This is a genomic window from Clostridia bacterium (genome assembly GCA_026414765.1).
GTDB lineage: Bacteria > Bacillota > Clostridia > Acetivibrionales > DSM-27016 > SKW86.
Genome location: JAOAIJ010000016.1, coordinates 192,475 through 212,194, shown reverse-complemented (window position 1 = coordinate 212,194; position 19,720 = coordinate 192,475). Strand labels below are relative to the sequence as shown.

The following is a 19,720-nucleotide window of genomic DNA, read 5'->3' as shown; positions in this document are numbered from 1 at the left end:
ACACCTTTTATTTCATAATCTCAAATTCATGTCAGCACCTATAGAAGGCAACAGCATAATACTATCGCTTATTATGCCGGCTGACTGCCGTGTTTTCAGCATAAAAATGAGCAAGAATATATGAAATCGGGTATCCCAATCCACTCCAGAACAAAATTAATTCCGCAACAACCTTATAAACTTCTTTTAAAGGTTGCCAATGCCATAATTTTAGTTGTTCCAAAATAGATTAGTTCCTCATTTCAGCGATACCTTACCCTTTCATGATTAATAGTTTTATTATACCCTATATGCTTATTTTCAGTCAATGAAAAGTCCCCTGATTTCCTCCTCACTCATCTTTGAGAGCATTGTCTCTCCCGGCTGAATTACTGCATCTATCAGCTTCTTCTTATTTTCCTGCAAGTTGTATATCTTCTCTTCGATAGTACCTCTGGTAATCAGCTTCATTACATGAACCGATTTTTTTTGTCCGATTCTGTAAGCCCTGTCCGTAGCCTGATCTTCGACAGCAGGATTCCACCACGGATCATAATGAATTACGGTATCTGCTCCTGTAAGGTTTAGCCCAGTCCCACCTGCTTTAAGGGATATGAGAAAAATTTTGCCCTGACCGTTATTAAACGCCCTGACAAGCTTAATCCTATCCTCGGTTTTTGTGGTACCATCAAGGTATAAGTGCTCGATGCCTTTGCTCTCCAGCCATTTTCCGATCAAACGAAGCATCGTAGTAAACTGTGAGAATAACAAAATCCTATGGCCTCCTGAAACAGAATCGTTTATAAGTTCTTGTAGAAGAAGCATCTTTCCGCTTTCCCCTTCAAAATTATCCAGAAAAAGTGAAGGGTGACAGCATAATTGCCGGAGTCTTGTCAAAGCAGCAAGTATTTTTATATGGCTCTTTTCAAATCCCTCTTCTTTAATATTTTTCTCAATTTCCTTCCTTACCTGATACAGATAGGCATAGTATATTTTTTTCTGTTCGGCAGTCAGCTCTGCCGCCAGCTTGTGCTCTATTTTTTCAGGCAGCTCCTTCAAAACCTCAGTCTTGACCCTCCTGAGTATAAACGGCTTGATATGCCTCCCCAGCTCACTCAGTATCTTTCTGTTTTCATCCTTTATTATTGGCTTTATATACCTTTCAGAAAACTGATGATACGAAAAAAGGTAGCCGGGAAGAATAAAATCAAACAATGACCATAATTCATCCAGGGAGTTTTCCATAGGAGTACCGGTTAATGCAATACGGTTTTTTGCCTTTATTTCTTTGACTGTCTTTGCATTATGTGAATTAGGGTTTTTTATATACTGCGCCTCATCAAGTATACAATATCTGAATTCCTTATTTTTATATAGTTCAATATCCCTTCTGATCAATGGATAAGACGTAACAACAATATCATGTTCTTTTATACTGTCAATAAGCGCTGCCCTATTTTCCTTGTTTCCGGCAATTATAACCGTATCCAGGCCTGGTGCAAATTTATCCACTTCCGCCTGCCAGTTATATACAAGTGTTGATGGAACAACAATAATTGAGGGGCAAGAACCTTTCTGGTTTTTATCGGACAAAAGGAGTGTCAGGACCTGAAGCGTTTTTCCCAGGCCCATATCGTCAGCAAGTATAGCACCCAGACCGTATATCGACATGGTTTTCAGCCATTTGAAGCCAAACTTCTGATATTCCCTCAATCCCGCATTAAGCCCCTCAGGCAGAATCAGATCAGTATCTTCAGGGTCATATACGTTTTGAACAAATTCCTTAAAAGCATGATTTCTTTCTATATACTTCAAACTTGAGTTTTTAAGGTATTGATCCAGATAAAAAGCCCTGGATTTGGGTATTTCCATATATTCTTTAACAACATCCTCATTATCCAGCCCCAGGTATTCCACTATATCTGCAAACTCCTGTATCTCTTTTTCTCCGAGGTGCAGGAATGTTCCATCTTTTAGCCGATAGTACTTTTTATTGTCTTTCAGTGAGTATAAAATATTTACCAGCTCATCCCGTTCAATACCCTCAAATTTAAAGGTTATCTCCAGCATATCAGTTTTTTCATTCAGTCTGATGCCCCCCGAAAAGGCTGCTGCTTCCTTAATGATTGTCTTTTTAAAGTTGCTGGAATAATATACTTGTGAGTATTCCTGAAGTTTGGGAACTGTACTAAAAACAAAATCAAACACCTTGTCTTCTTCATCAAGATATACCTGATTGTTTAATACCTTAAACTCCGACTCTCCAAGGATGTCCATTATAGTTCTCTCTTTTTCAACTTCACGTACAAAAATCTTTTCTTCCAGAAAAGAAGTCTTTACTATAGGAGAAAAGGGATTAATCACTTTGTCTCCATATATGAACTTAACATCAGCGGTTATAGTCTCTCCTAATCGATCCAGATAGATTTCGGTCTCCAGGTCTATCTTCTCTATAAGGGATTGGACATTTTCTTCTATTATTACCTCTCCCGCTTTTTCTGCAAAAGGAAGTACCTCCGAAACAAACCTCTCCTTATCTTCTTCATAAAAGCGGATTATTTTATCCTGCTGCTGCAAAAGTGCAATATAGAAAGGTTTAAAGTTTTGCTGCTGTTTTGCTGAAGTCTTATAAATCCTATCTCCGCAAAGAAAGTATTCCCCTTCATCTGTAAGCGGTATCAAAGGATCTTCGCATTCTATTTCTAAAATAAGGTTTGATCCCTCTTTCTTAATTAGAAAGGCTACCGGGAAATCGGTAACTAAAACCTCCATTTTTTCGTACAACCTATCAATTATTACTGCTCTAAATGGCATTTCCTTATACATTTCAAAAAATCTCTTAACTATCGAAGGTGCCAGCAGCACATGATTTTCCTTAAATATACTAGATTTGCCATATCCACTTGAAAACTTGTCACTTATTTTCTCCACTTCATAGAGTTCTTTAAGCATGTTTATCAGTGGTTTGTAACAATCCTTGAATTCGTGTTTTGAGGGGTCAAAGGTAAAGCCTTTTCCAAACTCCAGCTCCTCATTTTTTTCAATACAGGCAAAGAGTTTTTTTATTTCCTTTACGACATAAAGCTTTCCTTCCCCTATCCTAAGGCTCAAGCTTGAATACGCGCCTGTATTTCCGCTCCCCTTATGAAATCCGTAAGTTATTTCCAGATCAACAGGAACTTTTTCAAGGCTCTGCCTGCCCTGAAAATAATTAAAGATTTGTTTTGATACCCTTTTTGACTTTAATCCTTCAAAAAAACCGGATTCCTGTTTGTTTTTTATTACCAGTAATACTGCTATTACATGTTTACATATGCCCCAATAATTTTCATATGCCTGACATGCACAGCTTGAATGCTGAAGTTCTCCATTCCTGTCAAACTGTATTTGAACATTATACTGTTTAGTACCTAGTACATTCGCATCAAAAATCAGCTTTTCCTGTATGAAACTTATTGATTTTACCCTTTGCTGCTTGTGGTATTCTTTTCCCCGGTCATATACAAACTGAGTAGATCTGCTCAGAATTAATTCGCTTGAAATCTGAAACATTACCTTCTCCTTTATCATTGAATTAAGAGGTTAAGCTGAATGTGTCCAATATTTTATTATATACCCGCACACCAATTACTTCAACGACTAATTTGTATAGGTGTAGGAGTGTCCTCTAAGCAAGAAGAGATGTCAACTCCCCACAGTAATATATACACAGCTCATGAAGCGGTCTGGTCATCGCTACATACAACAGCTTTATATCAAGATCAGTTTCCGGATATATCTCCTTTGCCGCGTTTGCTATTATGACTGCATCAAATTCAAGCCCTTTAGCCAAATATGACGGGACAATAACAATACCGCCCTTATATTCCTTTTCTTTTCCAGTTATAATTACTGGTTTGCTGCCTATAGACCTTAGCCTTGACCAAACCGCATTACATTCATCCATTGTCTTGCAAATAACAGCTATAGTCTTATATCCTTTTTTCTCAAATGAGTCTATTTTTTCCCCTATACCCTTTGCTATTTCATCCATACTCTGCATGCGGATCAATTCAGGCTCGTTGCCATGTCTTATAACAGGCTTTGCCGCAATTATGCTGCTGTCATTCATACATTTTATCACCTTATTTGCAGCTTCCATTATTTCAACAGTAGTTCTGTAGCTTTGCTCCAGCAGCAGCAGCTTACTCTTTTTCCCGCAAAACACCTGCTCCCTCACATCCTCCCAGCTTTTTGTACCCCTGTATGAATGTATACCCTGAGCAAGGTCTCCAAGTATTGTGAATGAACTGTCTTTAATTATGTTTTTCAGGACATAAAGCTGAAAAACACTGAAATCCTGGGCTTCATCGATCACTATATGCTTAACAGGTATCTTTTCATCCATTCCATACATCTTTAGTTTGATATATATTATAGGCGCCAGATCTTCTAACTCGGCATAGCCAGATTTTAAGACCTGGCTGGAGTATTCCCCGGTAAATGTGATAATTCTTTCCTCTACTTTTCCGGCAGAAAATCTTAATAGGCCTTCACTGTCACTTAGCATATCTTTATAGTATTCATAGGGATTAACTTTTGCAGTCTTCTTCATATAGTCATTAATTGCTTTCTTTGAATGTGTTTCAAGATTCTTTATGATCTCGTCCCTACGGTTAATAGCATCTATTATTAATTTCTGCCTGTCTTCCGAGTCTTCCATCTCAATCTTAAGCTTACTGATTTTCTCATCACACTGATCATATAATTGGTTTATTATAGATTCCTTTTTTGTTTTCAATCTGTTATTCAAGTGCTTTTTAATTTCGTTCAACCTCTGCATTACAGGCCAGTTGCTATATTCCTTTAAAAACAGATTATTTATTTCCTCGTATTTGAACAAAACCTTAGAAGCAACACAAAAATCTTCTTTTGGCAAAAGCGTGGCCTCTTTGGACTTAATATACTCATCAATTATTTCCTTGAACAGCATTGAAGCTTTGAATTCTGATACTTTTTTTATAAGCCCGTTATGTTCAATTTGCTCTTTTCCAACATTATGTTCAACAAATGTAATCAGTTTTTCATTTGCATCCCTAAGCTTCAGTTTCTTTCCTATTAGCTCTAAAGCAAAATCCTCAAAGGTAGTTTGTTTTACCTTTTCAACACCGAGTTCGGGCAGTACCTCCGATATATAATTCAGAAAGAGCTTATTCGGTGCGATTATCATAAAATTTTCCGGCTTAAATTCTTTTTCATAAGTATAAATAAGGTATGCTATCCTATGAAGAGCTATCGTCGTTTTACCGCTCCCTGCAGCCCCCTGCACTATTAAGGGGGTCCACATATCCGCCCTGATTATCTGGTTCTGCTCAGCTTGTATAGTAGATACAATATCTTTGAGCCTGTTATCCGCACTGGCTCCTAAATAGGATTGGAGGAATTCATCGTTTGTCGTAATATCTATATCGAATACTTCTTTTAACTCACCCTTATCAAAGGAAAACTGTCTTTTTAAGATCAATTCACCTCTTATATCACCATCAGGACAGGAATAAGTTGCTTCTCCAAGCCTTTCCTCATAATACAGGTTGGCTATAGGGGCACGCCAGTCAACTATCAGCAGCGACTGATCCTCATCTCTCATAAGGGATACTTTGCCGATATAGAGCTTTTCAACTGTTTTCTTATTGTCTTCCTTAAAATCAACTCTTCCGAAATACGGCTTTTCCATCGCTGCTTTCAGATTCCGCAATTTTAGCTCAAGGCTCCCTTGCAGCATGGAATTCATTACTAATTCTACGTAGTCCTGACTACTTTCCCAACTGAATTGTTTTTTGATTCTCCCTATTTCACTATCCATCTTATCCTTTCTTTTTATTGCAGCATCTAAAGCCACTTTCACATAATCAAGAACATATTTGCTTTTGTTGTATTCTTCCTTGTATGAAGGATGATCTTTTGCAGGCATATGGCGTACACCTCCCTAAAAATTGTGTCCGGACTGTTTGGAAATATATCTTATTAGAAATAGAGCGAAAAGGGAAATCCGGTATTTTTATGAATTCTACTCTCATAAGCCTGCCAGCCCAATACCGTATATAAATCACATTATTTTAAACTGTTTTAAGAAATTTCTTGACAACTCTCCGTTTTACCTATATAATACAATAACCAAAGAAGAAAAGAGTTTACATTTTTATTATGTAAACTCTTTTCTTCTTTATGTAAACACCATGTTAAATTAGTCAGTACCGCAACTCCCTCCACAATCGCAACTGCTGTCACAGCCCGAGTCACAACTGCAATCTTCTCCTGAACCACAGTCATTATCACTGGTTACACCTTCCGTACTGCTTTCACAAACAGAATCATTATTATACATGCTGCTATATAGAAGCATATCATTGACAGAATTATCGTTCTTCACAGGAATATTACCCGTACTACCTCCGGTTTGACTGCGCCCTGTCCCCTTAACCAGACTCACCGCAGCAACTGCAATAATTAATAAAGCAACAAAAGCTATAAAGCTTCCCACTATACCCACCCCCACTTATCATTATGATGTTATTATAATACTTTAAATCTAACTAGCACAAGCTTGCCTCTTTAATTCATTATTTTGTTTTTGAAAGCTATTTTCTTAAGTTTCTCGATATCCTTCTCTTCCAGCGAGTTTCTCAGAATTTTGCTGAGACTCGCCCACTCCTCCATAGTAATCCCGCCATCGGCAATTCTTAAAATTCTCTCTAAATCCACCCGTTTCACCTTCCTTACAACATTTAGACCGGTAAGTTTATCCTCAAGACTAATCCGCTTTAAAGACATAATCTCATCATATGTCATAAAATACTTTACCAGCCCATTACCTGCTTTACTCTGAAGGCAGCTTCTGTCCCCGGCATCTCCATCCTCAGGTGCTGATTTTCCTATAGTTTCTTCAAGCGCATCAGACTGGCTTTCCATAGGACGCATTCTTGTACCATCCTTTTCAGGCAAAACCTTTCCCCTACTTGATTCAGTGCTCCCTCTGTCCTCTCTATGTACTTCATCACGGCTCTCTTTAATGGAAAAAGGGCTGAAATACAACAGAATGTTGATTATTATAGTCAATATAAATACTACTAGCAGCACCTTCCCGATAATATATAAACAACGCATAAAAAATACCTATAAACAATCAGATTTTTGTCTATAGGTATTATTTACATCAGAATCATATTTATTCCAGTTAATTCTATAAATTTTTAGCCAAGTCCTTTAAATATTCTGCAAATTCCTCCTTAATGTCTTCTCTCTTTAAAGCAAATTCTACTGTTGCTTTAACAAAGCCTATACGGTTTCCCACATCAAACCTGTTGCCGATAAAATCATAAGCGTAAATAGCCTCGACCCCCATCAGCTTCTTTAAAGCATCAGTAAGCTGGATTTCTCCACCTTTCCCGGGTTCAGCACTTTCAAGAAATTTAAATATATCAGGTGTAATAATATATCTCCCTAATATAGCAATGTCCGATGGTGCAGAATCCACATCAGGCTTTTCAACCATATCTGTTATACTATATACCCTTTCGCCGGTTTTCTGTCCATTTATTATCCCGTACTTCGAAACATCGCTGCGTGGCACATGCTGGACTCCGACTACTGTAGAACCATACCTGTCGAATACGTCTATAAGCTGCTTCAAACAAGGTGTTTCAGAATCTACTATATCATCACCTAATAATACTGCGAAAGGTTCGTCGCCAATAAATGTTTTTGCACAGTAAATTGCATGTCCCAGCCCTTTAGGTTCCTTTTGCCTTATATAATGAATATTAACCAGGTTTGATATATCCTGAACCAGATTTAATAATTCATCCTCACCTTTGCTCATAAGTACGTGCTCCAGCTCGTAAGACTTGTCAAAATGGTCTTCTATAGCTCTTTTCCCTCTTCCGGTAACAATCATTATATCTTCTATTCCTGAAGCAATTGCCTCTTCAACTATATATTGAATAGTCGGTTTATCTACTATCGGGAGCATTTCCTTAGGCTGTGCCTTGGTTGCAGGCAAAAACCTGGTTCCCATTCCTGCAGCAGGTATTATAGCTTTGCGAACTTTCAATTCTTCTGCACCCCTTTTACTTAATTCATAAAATAACAAAGTTTATTCTATCAAAAAGTATATAGGTTTTACAATGCTCTATTCCTATTTTCTGGAAATCTTTTTATCCGGCCTCCGGATTATTTTTACTGCTCCTTCTAAAATCATGCCTGTTATCAGGCTCAGAACAGCAATCTGAAGAAATATGACTGGTCCGGCAAGATCTTCCCACCCGGTTCTTTTCCTTAATAAAACTGTAAATAGTGCAGTAACTCCCAGAACAAGACCTATACTCGATGAAACAAAAACAAACCCGGCATTTAGATATCCGGCCAGAGTAATTATAGTAGAAAATACAACTGCAACTATCATTATGGAAATAAAATTTCCAAAACTTACGTTTCTTCTTAGTATAAAAATACTTCCTATAAAAAAGGAGCAACTGATAATTGCAGAATAAAGGATAAATACCCATAACCAATTTCTGCTGCGTTTTTCCGGAAAGATTTTAAAAATACTCTCATCCCCTTCAATGCTTAATAAATTATCATAATTCCTGTATATTTGATTTGTTTTTTCATAATATATTATTGGTATAATAGAAAAAAATAAAGCTAGTAAAAATTATATTAAGGAAGTGATACTTTGGCACCTGACAGTAAGGATAAAACTCCAGTAACCTCACTGAATAAGTATGATAGAAAAATACTAGACAAATATACTAAATTCTATTCGAATTTTATAGAAAGCAATACCGCGAAAACAGAAATATTAGACGACAGCAATTACGAAAGAAAGGAGTACTGAGATTATTCCAGTATGTTAACAGTTTATTAATAGTTGTTACACAATTTTAATATTACTTCCAAGAAAATTATGGTATAATCATATTACCACAACTAGTAATACTATTTTTTCAATTTTGTTCCTCCTTTTAATATAATATTGATTTTATTTAAAATTTAAAGCACTAGTTTTATTGCAATTATTCATTATTATTATATTCAGTGCTTTATTTTTTTGCCTTAAACTTCCTCTTACAAAATTTATAAAATTACTTGATATGAAATGCCCTTTTATGTATAATAGAGAGACAGCTTAACAGGCTGTGTTATTTATTGTCCTGATGACATATTTTCAGGCAATAAAAGTAACGTTAATTATGTTAAAGTTTTGGTCGTGCTAGGCGGGGAGGTAGCGGTGCCCTTTTCCTGCAAACCGCTGTAGCAGGGTTGAATTCCCTTTGGAGGCTTATTCCCTGTTGGGTCTGCCCCTCGCAAGTGGCAATGAAAATCGGGTCTTACGCAACGAAAACCTGTGAACCCCGTCAGGTCCGGAAGGAAGCAGCGGTAAGCTGGCACTTTCGTGTGCCGTAGGGATGCCTGATTAGAGCTAACTACGTGGGTTACGCTTGTAGAGGTAAGTCGAGAATGGGTGCACGGCCAATCATAATAAATATAAGAACCTGTAATGGTTCTTTTTTTATATGCACGCAATATCCCTCCTTTATCGTTTATCCTATTTACAATTCTATGTCTTTTTCGGGGTTACCATCTATAGGTTAAAGTAAATAAAAATATAGTCCATTTTTATACATTTTAGATGTTTAAAAATGGTAGGTTATGTGTTAACATTATATTACTAAATATTTTGTAGAAATTTGTAGAAAAAAGGTATATGCTATATGTTCAATTTTAAGGACAACAGTATCAAAAAGATTTTATTAGTCTTGTGCTGCTTAATATCATTCCTTTTAATAGCACTTTTTGCAGTTAATATTGTATTTTTTGCAGGAGCTCTTCTTTCTACAGATAGTGAATATACCCCTCTTTCAAATAGCATGATTTTTGGTATTATTGAATTGTTGTTAATACTAGTGATTATTGTTTTAGTTTACCTTATTTACTCATATGTCCGCAAGGTTATCCTTTCCCCGCTTTCGACGATAAAAAGTGGTATCGGAGAAGTGAAAAACGGAAACTCAGACTACAAATTAGATATTACTTCAAATAATGAAATAGGTGAAATTGCCTGTGCAATCAACGATATTACGGGATACCTCCAGGAAAGTAAAAATAAGCTGAAAGTTCAATCTGAGGAACTGTATGATAAAAACTGGGAACTTCAGGAGGCAAATTCCGAACTTGAAGCGTCCTATGGTCAGCTTCAGGCAATTATTGAACAACTGAACGAAGCCGAACAGAAATACCATTCACTTGTCAGAAACATCCCTGAAATAGTATGTGTTATAGAGGATACAGGCGTTATTTCCTTTGTAAACCATGTTTGCTATGATGTGCTGGGATATGAGAAATCAGACCTGGTCGGCAAGAATATTTCCGAACTTATCGCTGCCATCTCAAAGCCATTTTCCATAGAGTATATTTTAAACTATCTCAAGCACGAAAACATATACGCTACAGAGTTATCTTTCGTACGGAAGGATGGCATCACGATTATTACAGAGGTCAAGTTTACCAACTATATGTATAATGGCATAAGTATGGGCTTGCAGGCAATAGTAAGAGATATAACAAAAAGAAGAAGGCTTGAAAAAGAAATACTCCAGAGTAATAAAGAACTGTCCATCCTTAACTCCACAAGCAAAGCACTGACTTCAACACTGGATTTGGATGAGCTGTCAAATATAATAGTAAATGAAATAACACAGGCTCTGGATTGTCCCTCATGTGCTCTGGGTTTTATCGAGAAAGATACCTCATCACTATATGTAAAGGCGCTTTCAGGAACATTTTATGCAAATAAGAATATTGATACAATGTTTATTCCTAAAAACATCCACGACAGTGCAATAAAATATTTTGCAGAAAAGTCAGGAATACTTAAGGCACACGAAATACCTGACAGCTGGGTTACCAGTACTATAAACAGCAGTCTGCCGGAGGATGAAAAGATAAAGGAATTTCTTTTTATGCCAGTTTCAGTTAAAGATAAACAGCTGGGTATATTAATTACCGGCTTTAACTCACCAATAGGTGAACATCAAATAAATCTTATTTCTTCAATCGCTAACAATGTAGCAGTTGCCATCGAAAATGCTCTGCTTTATGAAACTTCCAAAAAGTATTTTATAAAAACAGTAGATGCCCTTATTGCGACTGTAGAAGCCAAAGATGATTATACTGAGGGACATTCGCAGAGGGTATCGAAGTATGCAGTGGATATAGCGGAAAAGCTTGGTCTTTCCAAAGATCAGATTCAAGACATAAAAATTGCGGGAATACTGCATGATATCGGCAAAGTCGGCATAAGCGATTCAATACTTTTAAAGCCTGAGAAACTGACCTCTGAAGAGTATGAGGTAATAAAGCAACACCCCCTGATAAGCAATAAAATACTATATCCCGTAGGCTTTTCAGAACGCACAATGAAAGCTATAGCTTTACATCATGAAAGGTTTGACGGAACAGGTTATCCATATGGCCTGTCAGGCAGCGATATTTCCATAGAGGCTCAAATCATTGCCGTAGCGGATGCATATGATGCTATGACTTCCAGCCGTTCCTACCGTAAGCCCATGAGCAGGTTGGACGCCCTTAATGAGCTCTTAGCAAACAGGAATACTCAGTTTAATCCTATCATTGTGGACACGTTTGTTGATATTGCGAAAAGGTATCGCCACATGTTGTATTAGCACCAGTTAATCTCAGGGAATGTATGAAGATGCATTCCTTTTTTCATGCCTCTCTTATACTATGGCAAAACAAGTTTTTGAAGCGGGGTCAAATGTATGTTATACTTATACTGGTTACTAAGCAAAGCTTCGTAGTGCAGTGTTATGGGTAACGTAATAGGAGGATGGACAGGGAAATATGTCATATATAGCTTTATATAGAAAATGGAGACCTACTGTCTTTGAAGACGTAGTAGAACAGGAACATGTTGTAAAAACATTAAGATACAGCATCAGTACAGGCCGCATTGCGCATGCATACCTTTTCTGCGGAACCAGGGGTACAGGTAAGACAACCATGGCTAAGATTTTCTCCAGAGCGATAAATTGTCTCTCCCCCCAAAACGGTGATCCCTGTAATGAATGCGATATCTGTAGGGGTATACTGAACGAAAACATTCTTGATGTAATAGAAATTGATGCTGCTTCAAACAACAGTGTGGACAATGTAAGAGAGATACGGGATGAGGTAATATATGCACCGTCTCAGGCCAAATACAAAGTCTACATCATAGACGAGGTTCACATGCTCTCAACAGGGGCATTTAACGCTTTACTAAAAACGCTGGAAGAGCCGCCGGCCCATGTTGTCTTTATTTTAGCAACAACAGACCCGCATAAGCTGCCCGCCACAATACTATCACGGTGTCAGAGGTTTGACTTCAGGAGAATTTCCATTGAGAGCATAATGAGCAGGCTTACACAGATATCTCAGGAAAGCGGTGTTACTCTCCGGAAGGATGGCGCGAAGCTAATCGCAAAAATGGCTGACGGTGCACTCAGGGATGCAATCAGCATTCTCGATCAGTGTATTTCCATGGGCAGTAAGGAAATAGGTTATGATGATGTCCTTACAGTTGTCGGAATAGTAAATGATACCTTCATTGCCGAGGTTTTTGATGCTATAGCGGCTAAGGATATAAGCCGTATATTGGAACTGGTAGACAGGTTGGTTATGGAGGGAAAAGATATTACCCGGTTTATTGCCGATCTCGTTTATTATTACCGGAACCTTCTGATATGCAAATTAACGCCTGATCCCTATGAAATCATAGAAGCATCAAAAGAATCCATAGAAAAGATGATTCAGCAATGCAAGGGGTTAAGTGACGAAGAACTTATGCATGACATAAAAGAGCTTTCACTTCTGGAATCAAGCCTTAAATGGGCAACCCACCCAAGAATACTTCTGGAAGTGTCTTTGATGAAGCTATGCGAATCAAATCCTGCACAATATGGCGGGAATGTTATGGAAAGGCTGGCAGAGCTTGAGAGAAAAATCAGCAGCGGCGATATAACTATCAAATCCTCCCCTGCTCAAAAAAACAATGCACCATCCGCCAATCCAGGCCAGGCAGCATCTCCAGACAAGCCTGCGCCAAAAGAAGTTCAGAGAAAAGGCAATATTGAAAATATAGACAGCTTGTCATGCTGGAATGATGTTCTGAATGAACTGAAATCCGGAGGAAGAATGGTCCTTTTTACCAACCTCCTAGGCACAAAAGCTTTGGAACTGGATAGCAAGTTTGTAGGAATAGTTTTCAGCTCAGACAGGCGTTTCTGCAAAATGGTAGTATCAAAAGCAGAAAATTTGGAAACTGTAGAAGCAGTAGTCTCTCAAAAGCTTGGAAGAGAGATCAGGATCAAGTGTATAGATGAGGAGGATCTTACAAGCAGTAGAAAGGAAACCGCAGCAGAAGAGTCAGATGAGCTGGTTGATAAAGCAAAGAACCTGGCAGAAAGGTTGAATGTGCCACTAAATATAATTGATGAATAAACCTTACAAAGGGAATCCTCGTGACAGGAGGGCTTCCCTTTTGCGTTACATCCCCTCCTCTGCCCCGTTTTATTCATTAGCTCCTCTATCACAAATGCTAAGCTTTACAAAAATTTATTGTATATACCACAATAATTAATTATAATAATTCTGGATAATGATTGAACTGAGTGTAAAACTAAGTACGGTTTTATATTCGGTATATGTGAATTAATGTACATATTGTTTCTTTTATCAAAATAAAATAATTATACGTGCAGGAGGATTAATACAATGGCAAAAGGCGGATTCCCGGGATTTGGGGGCGGAAATATAGGTAACTTGATGAAGCAGGCTCAAAAAATGCAAAAGGATATGGCAAAGGTACAGGAAGAGCTTGAACTAAAAACTGTAGAAGCTACTGCCGGTGGTGGTGCTATAACTGTTATTGCAACAGGAAAAAAAGAAATAAAGGAAATTAATATAAAAGCTGAAGTTGTTGATCCGGATGATGTGGAAATGTTGCAGGATCTTATACTTGCTGCAGTAAATGAAGCTTTAAGAAAAGCCGATGAAATGGTGAGCAGTGAAATGGGCAAAGTGACGGGTGGTTTGGGCGGTTTCCCTGGACTATTTTAATAGCTGGCAAAAGGCAGTCGGTTAAAGTTGAAATATTCAGCAGCAGTCCGGCAGAGTACAGTTCCTTACTCGAATTAAAGTCTTGATGTGTCATTACTGTCAGAGTCAGTTTATCAAAGGAGATTACTTATGAGTTTCTATGCAGCACCAGTTGCACGTCTTATTGAGGAGTTTGAAAAACTGCCCGGAGTAGGGCATAAAACTGCTCAAAGGCTTGCCTTTCATGTTCTCAACTTAACCGAGGATAAGGTTGAAAACCTTGCAACTGCCATAAAGGAAGCAAAACTTAAAACCAGATACTGTTCTATATGCAGCAACTTAACTGATATTGATCCATGTAATGTGTGCAGCAGTGCAACAAGGGATAATTCATCAATATGTGTTGTGGAGGACCCCAGAGATGTCATAGCTATGGAACGTACACGTGAATTCAAGGGCCTGTATCATGTACTGCATGGTGCTATATCCCCAATGGAAGGTATCGGGCCTGAAGATATAAAAATCAAGGAGCTTCTCACCAGGATAAGGGAAGGCCACATAAATGAAGTCATATTGGCTACTAACCCAAATATAGAGGGTGAAGCTACCGCGATGTATATTTCAAAATTACTGAAGCCTCTAGGAATAAGAGTAACCAGAATAGCTCACGGGATACCTGTAGGCGGCGACCTTGAGTACGCTGATGAAGTTACTCTGGCAAAAGCTCTTGAAGGTAGACGGGAACTATAAACCCATAAGGAACATATTATTGCTATAGCTTACATTAAAAAGACAGATCATGGTTTGTGATTAACTTTCACAAGTATACCATGGTCTGTTTTTATATTATTTTATAAAATGCATTAAAAATATTAATAATATAATTAATAATGTTTATAATAAATATTGACATTTATTAAGAAATTTAATATTATTAATATTGTTAAAGCTTTTGTTAAGATAATTAATCAACAAATTTATTTTATTAAAATTAGAAATAAACAACTGACAGACACGAGGTGAAGAAATGGGAAAAGAAGTATTGGGAAAATGTCCTGTATGTGGCACGAATACGCAAGTTACAAAGCTTAGCTGCTACGAATGCGGTACGAGTATAGAAGGCAATTTCGATTTGTGTAAGTTTTGCAGACTTACAGAAGATCAAAAATCTTTTATAGATGTATTCATTAAGTGTAGAGGTAACATTAAGGAAGTTGAAAGGGAATTGGGAGTCTCCTACCCTACCGTAAAAAACAGACTTGAAGATGTAGCAGGAGCTTTAGGCTACAAATCCGAGCCCGAGCCGGTTAGCAGTCTAAAACGCAAGGAAGTTCTGGATAAGCTTAACAGTGGAGAGATAAGTGTTGAGGAAGCCATAGGTTTATTAAAGGACTAAATATAAAAGGGTAAAATTATGAGTAAAAGCTAATTATCAATTGGCTTTAGGGAGGTATTGATTAGCATATGTCAACTAGTGAAGAAAGATTACTTATACTTAAAATGCTCGAAGAAGGAAAAATAAGCAGTGAGGAAGCAGCCAGACTTATAGATGCTTTGGGAGGCAGTCAGAAGCAGTCATCTGGCGAAAATACAACCAGACAGCAGCAACAACAGCAGCAGCAACAGCAAAGACAGACCTCATTTCAGGAAGAAGTTACAAAACTCCGCGATAAAGTACATGAATGGAAAAAGGATTTTAAAAGTAATTATAATCAAAAAGATTTTGATCGTATGGTTGAAGATTTCAGCACAAAAGCAGAAAAACTCGGGAAAAATGTTGCCAATACTACTTTTGGAATAGTAGACAAGGTAGTAGATTTTGTAGGCAGCTTTGTCGATACTAATGCGTTCAACTTCTTCGGAAACTACCCTACAATAGAAAAAAGCTTTGAGGTTGTAGCCGTTGAGGGCATGGAATTGAATGTAGAAGGTGTTAATAACTATATAGTGGTAAAGAAGCACTCTGATAACAAAATACTTATAAAGTCAAAGATTAAAAGTCCCGCAAAGGATGCCGAATCCATACTCACTTTCAGTGACGAAGGTAATACTATTACTGTTAAGCCTGCAAAGCAGATGAATTTCAGTATATCCGTTTCCCATGAGGTATTTCTTCCCGCAGTAAAATTCAGCAAAATAAGGCTGGAAAGCACTAATGGAAGAATATATGCAGAAGATTCCATCTCCGGGATCTTCGAAGCAATAACCAAAAACAGCCATATAGAACTGATGGGAGTTAACAGCGACAAGATAAATGTAAGTACTAAAAATGCAAAAATACAAGTCAATTATGTAATGGGAAAAGATATTGATATCAACACCAATAATTCAGTTATTGATATCAAGCATATCAAGGCACAGAATATAAAAGCCGTTACAATGAACAGCAAGATATTGGTAGAAAATGCACAGAACTTTGAAAACTGTGAAGAGATGAATATCTTCCTTAAAACATCAAATGGCGGAATAAAGGTGAATATGAACGACATGGAAAACAGGGGATATAAAGTCAAAGCCCAGACAACAAACGGAGGAATTAACATTTTGATTCCCGAGATGACTTACCATAACGTCAATAAGCAGGGTATCGGCGGAAGCTCCGCAGAAGCGGAAAGTATAGGATATATGAATTACTCTCAAAAGGTAAACATCAATGCCGAAACCAATAACGGATATATAGAAGTTGTAAAGTAGTCAGCAGCAGTGAAAGCATGGGTAACCCCATGCTTTTCAGACTTTACACATGTATTCCCGTATATATTTATAAAGCTGAATTTTTGCAGGGGGAATAAAAATGCGGATAAAAGCGGGCAGGTACACTCTTGCTCTGGTAATGGTAGTATGTGGCTTATTGATAATTCTAAATAATATATATGATTTTAGCATAGTCAAAAACCTCTGGTATATCGGGGGTGGCGCACTCGTATTGTTTGGTTTGGAAATCATCACTCTCAACCTTATTTATGCAAAAAGAGAAGATGTGAAGATAGATGTCAGTGTAAGCAGCATCTTTTTAGTAATATTTATAATTCTCCTTTTTATGGCATGGACAAATCAAATACATATAACAGGTCCGTTTTTAGATTATAATATTCAATTTTGACATAGGAAGCCGGTTCAAAAAGTGATATGCTCTCTCTGCAGCAGACAGGTAAATATAAATCTGTCATTATGGAGGGAGCATTTTTTTACGGGAGCAAAAATACTTATTACGCTGCGGTGAATATTTTTTTGTATCCAAGTTATGGAAATCGCATTGTGGAAAGACTATAGAGCCCCTTAATACGAGCAAAAAATAGCAAATCCTTTGTTTGAACGATAGCGAGTTTTGATTTGCCAGAGCTGGATTTAAAAGCTCATGCCGGACGTTGTTATTATCCTCGAAAAGTCAAAACCCTACTTTTCTGCGGTAATAACGTCATAGGTTATGCCTAGTGCCGCATTTCGCCGCTAAAAGCTTGCGGCTCATGCCGGACTATGCTATAATATATCACCGTGATTTATTTATTTTCATAGCATTTTAATGTCTTCATTATATATAAAACAGGTTTTGGATCCGCAATATTATTTATCTCGAGAGGTGTAAAATGTTTGACAAGCTTGAAGTAGCTGAAAACAGGTACGAGGAAATAAGCCACAAGTTAAGTGATCCCTCGGTGATATCAAACCAGGATGAGTATCGTAAATACATGAAAGAGTACTCCGAGCTGGAGGATATCGTTGCAAAATACCGTGAATACAAAAAAGCCAACAATGATATTTCAGAAGCAAGAGAGTTATTGGACGGCACACTTGATAAGGATTTCAGAGAAATGGTCCAATCAGAGCTGGATGAGTCCCTTGAAAAACTGGAAAAAATCAAGGAAGAGCTGAAAATACTCCTTCTCCCAAAAGATCCTAATGATGACAGAAGTGTTATTGTAGAAATCCGTGGTGGTGCAGGTGGAGAAGAAGCTGCACTGTTTGCAGGTGTCCTTTTTAGAGCCTACAGCATGTACGCTGAACGCAGACGCTGGAAAATAGAAATTCTTGATGCAAATCCTACAGAATTGGGAGGCTTTAAGGAAGTTGTATTTTCTATAGAAGCTAAAGGAGCATACAGCCGCTTAAAGTTTGAAAGTGGTGTTCATAGGGTTCAACGTGTCCCCTCAACCGAGTCCAGTGGCAGAATTCATACTTCAACCATTACTGTTGCGGTTTTGCCTGAGGTTGAAGATGTGGATGTGGATATAAATCCTGCTGATCTCGAAATAGATACCTACCGTGCATCCGGTGCAGGAGGGCAGCATATAAATAAAACCGATTCTGCAATACGTATTACTCACAGACCTTCAGGTATTGTTGTAACATGCCAGGATCAAAGGTCTCAACACAAGAATAAAGATAAAGCTATGAAGATCCTTAGGTCAAAGCTGTATGAAATAGCTCAGGAGCAGCAGACTTCAGAAGTCGCCCAGGCCAGGAAAAGTCAGGTTGGAACCGGAGACAGAAGTGAAAGGATAAGAACATACAACTATCCTCAAGGCAGGGTAACCGATCATAGGATAGGCTTGACTCTATATAAGATAGAGGCAATACTTAACGGGGATTTTGATGAAATAATAGATGCATTGATAACCTCCGATCAGGCTGGCAAGTTAGGCAGCGGCAACCAGGATGATGAGGATTGAGACACCAGGTTCCTGTACTTGCAGTTGATCATGAAAATCAAAAATTGATAATTAATATTTACTCCTTTCAGTGAATAGAATTAGAAGTAAACCTTTCTTTCTGGGGGTAATAATGGATTATTTGCTGAAAGTAACTTTAGTTGGCCTTATTTCTGGTGTCGTTGGAACAAGTACCGGAGGATTAATGGCCTTTTTCGTTAATAACATCAGCAATCGGTTCCTAAGCCTTATTCTTGAGTTTTCAGCAGGTCTAATGACGTCAGTAGTGTGCTTTGAGTTGATTCCTGAAGCCTTCGGATTGGGCGGTATTACCCTGACTTTCTGCGGGATTTTTGCAGGTGTTATTACGATAATATTTCTGGAAAATTATATTAGTAAATCTAAGTTCATAAAACGGGGTTACAAAAACTCTAGGTTGCTGCAAACGGGAATTCTGACCGCAATAGGAATTGCACTTCATAATTTCCCTGAGGGCTTCGCAGTAGGTTCAGGATTTGAGGCATCAACAAGCCTGGGATTAACTCTTACTATAGTAATTTTGATCCATGACATACCTGAAGGTGTAGCTATGGCTGTTCCTATGAGGGCAGGGGGTTTTTCCAAAACAAGAGCATTTTTACTTACAGCCTTGTCTGGTATACCAATGGGCTTCGGTACCTTTATCGGAGCTGTTTTGGGAGGAATGTCCCAGCAATTGATATCCGTATGCCTTGGTTTTGCAGGAGGCGCTATGCTCTATATAGTGTACGGCGAGCTGGTTCCCCAATCAAAAAGGCTTTATACGGGACGTTTACCTTCAGTTGGAAATGTAATAGGTATTTTGTGTGGTATAATAGTAACAATATATAATTAAAGGCAGGTGATAGGCAGCAGTTGTCAGGTAACAGGCACCAGGCGAAGTATGCCGGCAACCCTTTACCAATGGTCTGCAGCCT

Annotated in this window: 16 protein-coding genes and 1 other RNA gene; 11 read left to right on the top strand and 6 right to left on the bottom strand. The window is 37.9% G+C overall.

Translation table 11 applies throughout. The annotated features are described in order from the left end of the window. Nucleotides 1–300: 300 nt before the first annotated feature. The 6 genes from N3I35_05730 to N3I35_05705 all read right to left on the bottom strand — a co-directional run bounded on the left by N3I35_05730 (nt 301) and on the right by N3I35_05705 (nt 8,419). The gene (locus N3I35_05730; GenBank protein MCX8129587.1) at nt 301–3,531 is read right to left on the bottom strand and encodes an SNF2 helicase associated domain-containing protein; all 3,231 of its coding nucleotides are present in this window, start codon (nt 3,529–3,531) and stop codon (nt 301–303) included. A 115-nt stretch (nt 3,532–3,646) separates the two neighbouring features. Further along, nucleotides 3,647–5,929, bottom strand: a complete 2,283-nt coding sequence (locus tag N3I35_05725; GenBank protein MCX8129586.1) for an AAA family ATPase — start codon at nt 5,927–5,929, stop codon at nt 3,647–3,649. A 273-nt stretch (nt 5,930–6,202) separates the two neighbouring features. After that, complete coding sequence (locus N3I35_05720; GenBank protein ID MCX8129585.1) at nt 6,203–6,499, bottom strand: hypothetical protein; 297 nt, start codon at nt 6,497–6,499, stop codon at nt 6,203–6,205. A 71-nt stretch (nt 6,500–6,570) separates the two neighbouring features. Next, nucleotides 6,571–7,122: a hypothetical protein gene (locus tag N3I35_05715; GenBank protein MCX8129584.1), complete on the bottom strand. Its 552-nt coding sequence runs from the start codon at nt 7,120–7,122 to the stop codon at nt 6,571–6,573. A gap of 76 nt (nt 7,123–7,198) precedes the next feature. Beyond that, a complete protein-coding gene (gene galU / locus N3I35_05710) occupies nt 7,199–8,068 on the bottom strand; it encodes a UTP--glucose-1-phosphate uridylyltransferase GalU (protein MCX8129583.1) in 870 nt (289 codons plus the stop codon). A gap of 84 nt (nt 8,069–8,152) precedes the next feature. Next, nucleotides 8,153–8,419 (bottom strand): hypothetical protein, encoded by a 267-nt coding sequence (locus tag N3I35_05705; protein ID MCX8129582.1) that lies wholly within the window; start codon nt 8,417–8,419, stop codon nt 8,153–8,155. Between the two features lie 273 nt (nt 8,420–8,692). Between N3I35_05705 and N3I35_05700 the strand changes: the two genes are divergently transcribed. From N3I35_05700 to N3I35_05650, 11 genes are all read left to right on the top strand, one after another. Then, nucleotides 8,693–8,854 (top strand): hypothetical protein, encoded by a 162-nt coding sequence (locus N3I35_05700; protein MCX8129581.1) that lies wholly within the window; start codon nt 8,693–8,695, stop codon nt 8,852–8,854. A gap of 370 nt (nt 8,855–9,224) precedes the next feature. Continuing rightward, nucleotides 9,225–9,489, top strand: an RNA gene (ffs, locus tag N3I35_05695) — signal recognition particle sRNA large type. A 242-nt stretch (nt 9,490–9,731) separates the two neighbouring features. Continuing rightward, complete coding sequence (locus N3I35_05690; protein MCX8129580.1) at nt 9,732–11,702, top strand: HD domain-containing protein; 1,971 nt, start codon at nt 9,732–9,734, stop codon at nt 11,700–11,702. Nucleotides 11,703–11,880: 178 nt separating this feature from the next. After that, on the top strand, nt 11,881–13,518 hold the full coding sequence (dnaX, locus tag N3I35_05685; GenBank protein ID MCX8129579.1) for a DNA polymerase III subunit gamma/tau: 1,638 nt from the start codon (nt 11,881–11,883) through the stop codon (nt 13,516–13,518). Nucleotides 13,519–13,791: 273 nt separating this feature from the next. Next, on the top strand, nt 13,792–14,136 hold the full coding sequence (locus N3I35_05680) for a YbaB/EbfC family nucleoid-associated protein (GenBank protein MCX8129578.1): 345 nt from the start codon (nt 13,792–13,794) through the stop codon (nt 14,134–14,136). A 129-nt stretch (nt 14,137–14,265) separates the two neighbouring features. Continuing rightward, entirely contained in the window at nt 14,266–14,865 is a 600-nt protein-coding gene (recR, locus tag N3I35_05675; protein MCX8129577.1) for a recombination mediator RecR, read from the top strand. 277 nt (nt 14,866–15,142) lie between these two features. Continuing rightward, nucleotides 15,143–15,511, top strand: a complete 369-nt coding sequence (locus N3I35_05670; GenBank protein ID MCX8129576.1) for a DUF2089 domain-containing protein — start codon at nt 15,143–15,145, stop codon at nt 15,509–15,511. 68 nt (nt 15,512–15,579) lie between these two features. Then, entirely contained in the window at nt 15,580–16,809 is a 1,230-nt protein-coding gene (locus N3I35_05665; protein MCX8129575.1) for a DUF4097 domain-containing protein, read from the top strand. Nucleotides 16,810–16,909: 100 nt separating this feature from the next. Beyond that, nucleotides 16,910–17,218, top strand: a complete 309-nt coding sequence (locus N3I35_05660; protein ID MCX8129574.1) for a hypothetical protein — start codon at nt 16,910–16,912, stop codon at nt 17,216–17,218. Between the two features lie 484 nt (nt 17,219–17,702). Next, the gene (gene prfA, locus N3I35_05655; GenBank protein ID MCX8129573.1) at nt 17,703–18,785 is read left to right on the top strand and encodes a peptide chain release factor 1; all 1,083 of its coding nucleotides are present in this window, start codon (nt 17,703–17,705) and stop codon (nt 18,783–18,785) included. Between the two features lie 112 nt (nt 18,786–18,897). Further along, a complete protein-coding gene (locus N3I35_05650; protein ID MCX8129572.1) occupies nt 18,898–19,638 on the top strand; it encodes a ZIP family metal transporter in 741 nt (246 codons plus the stop codon). Nucleotides 19,639–19,720: the final 82 nt, after the last annotated feature.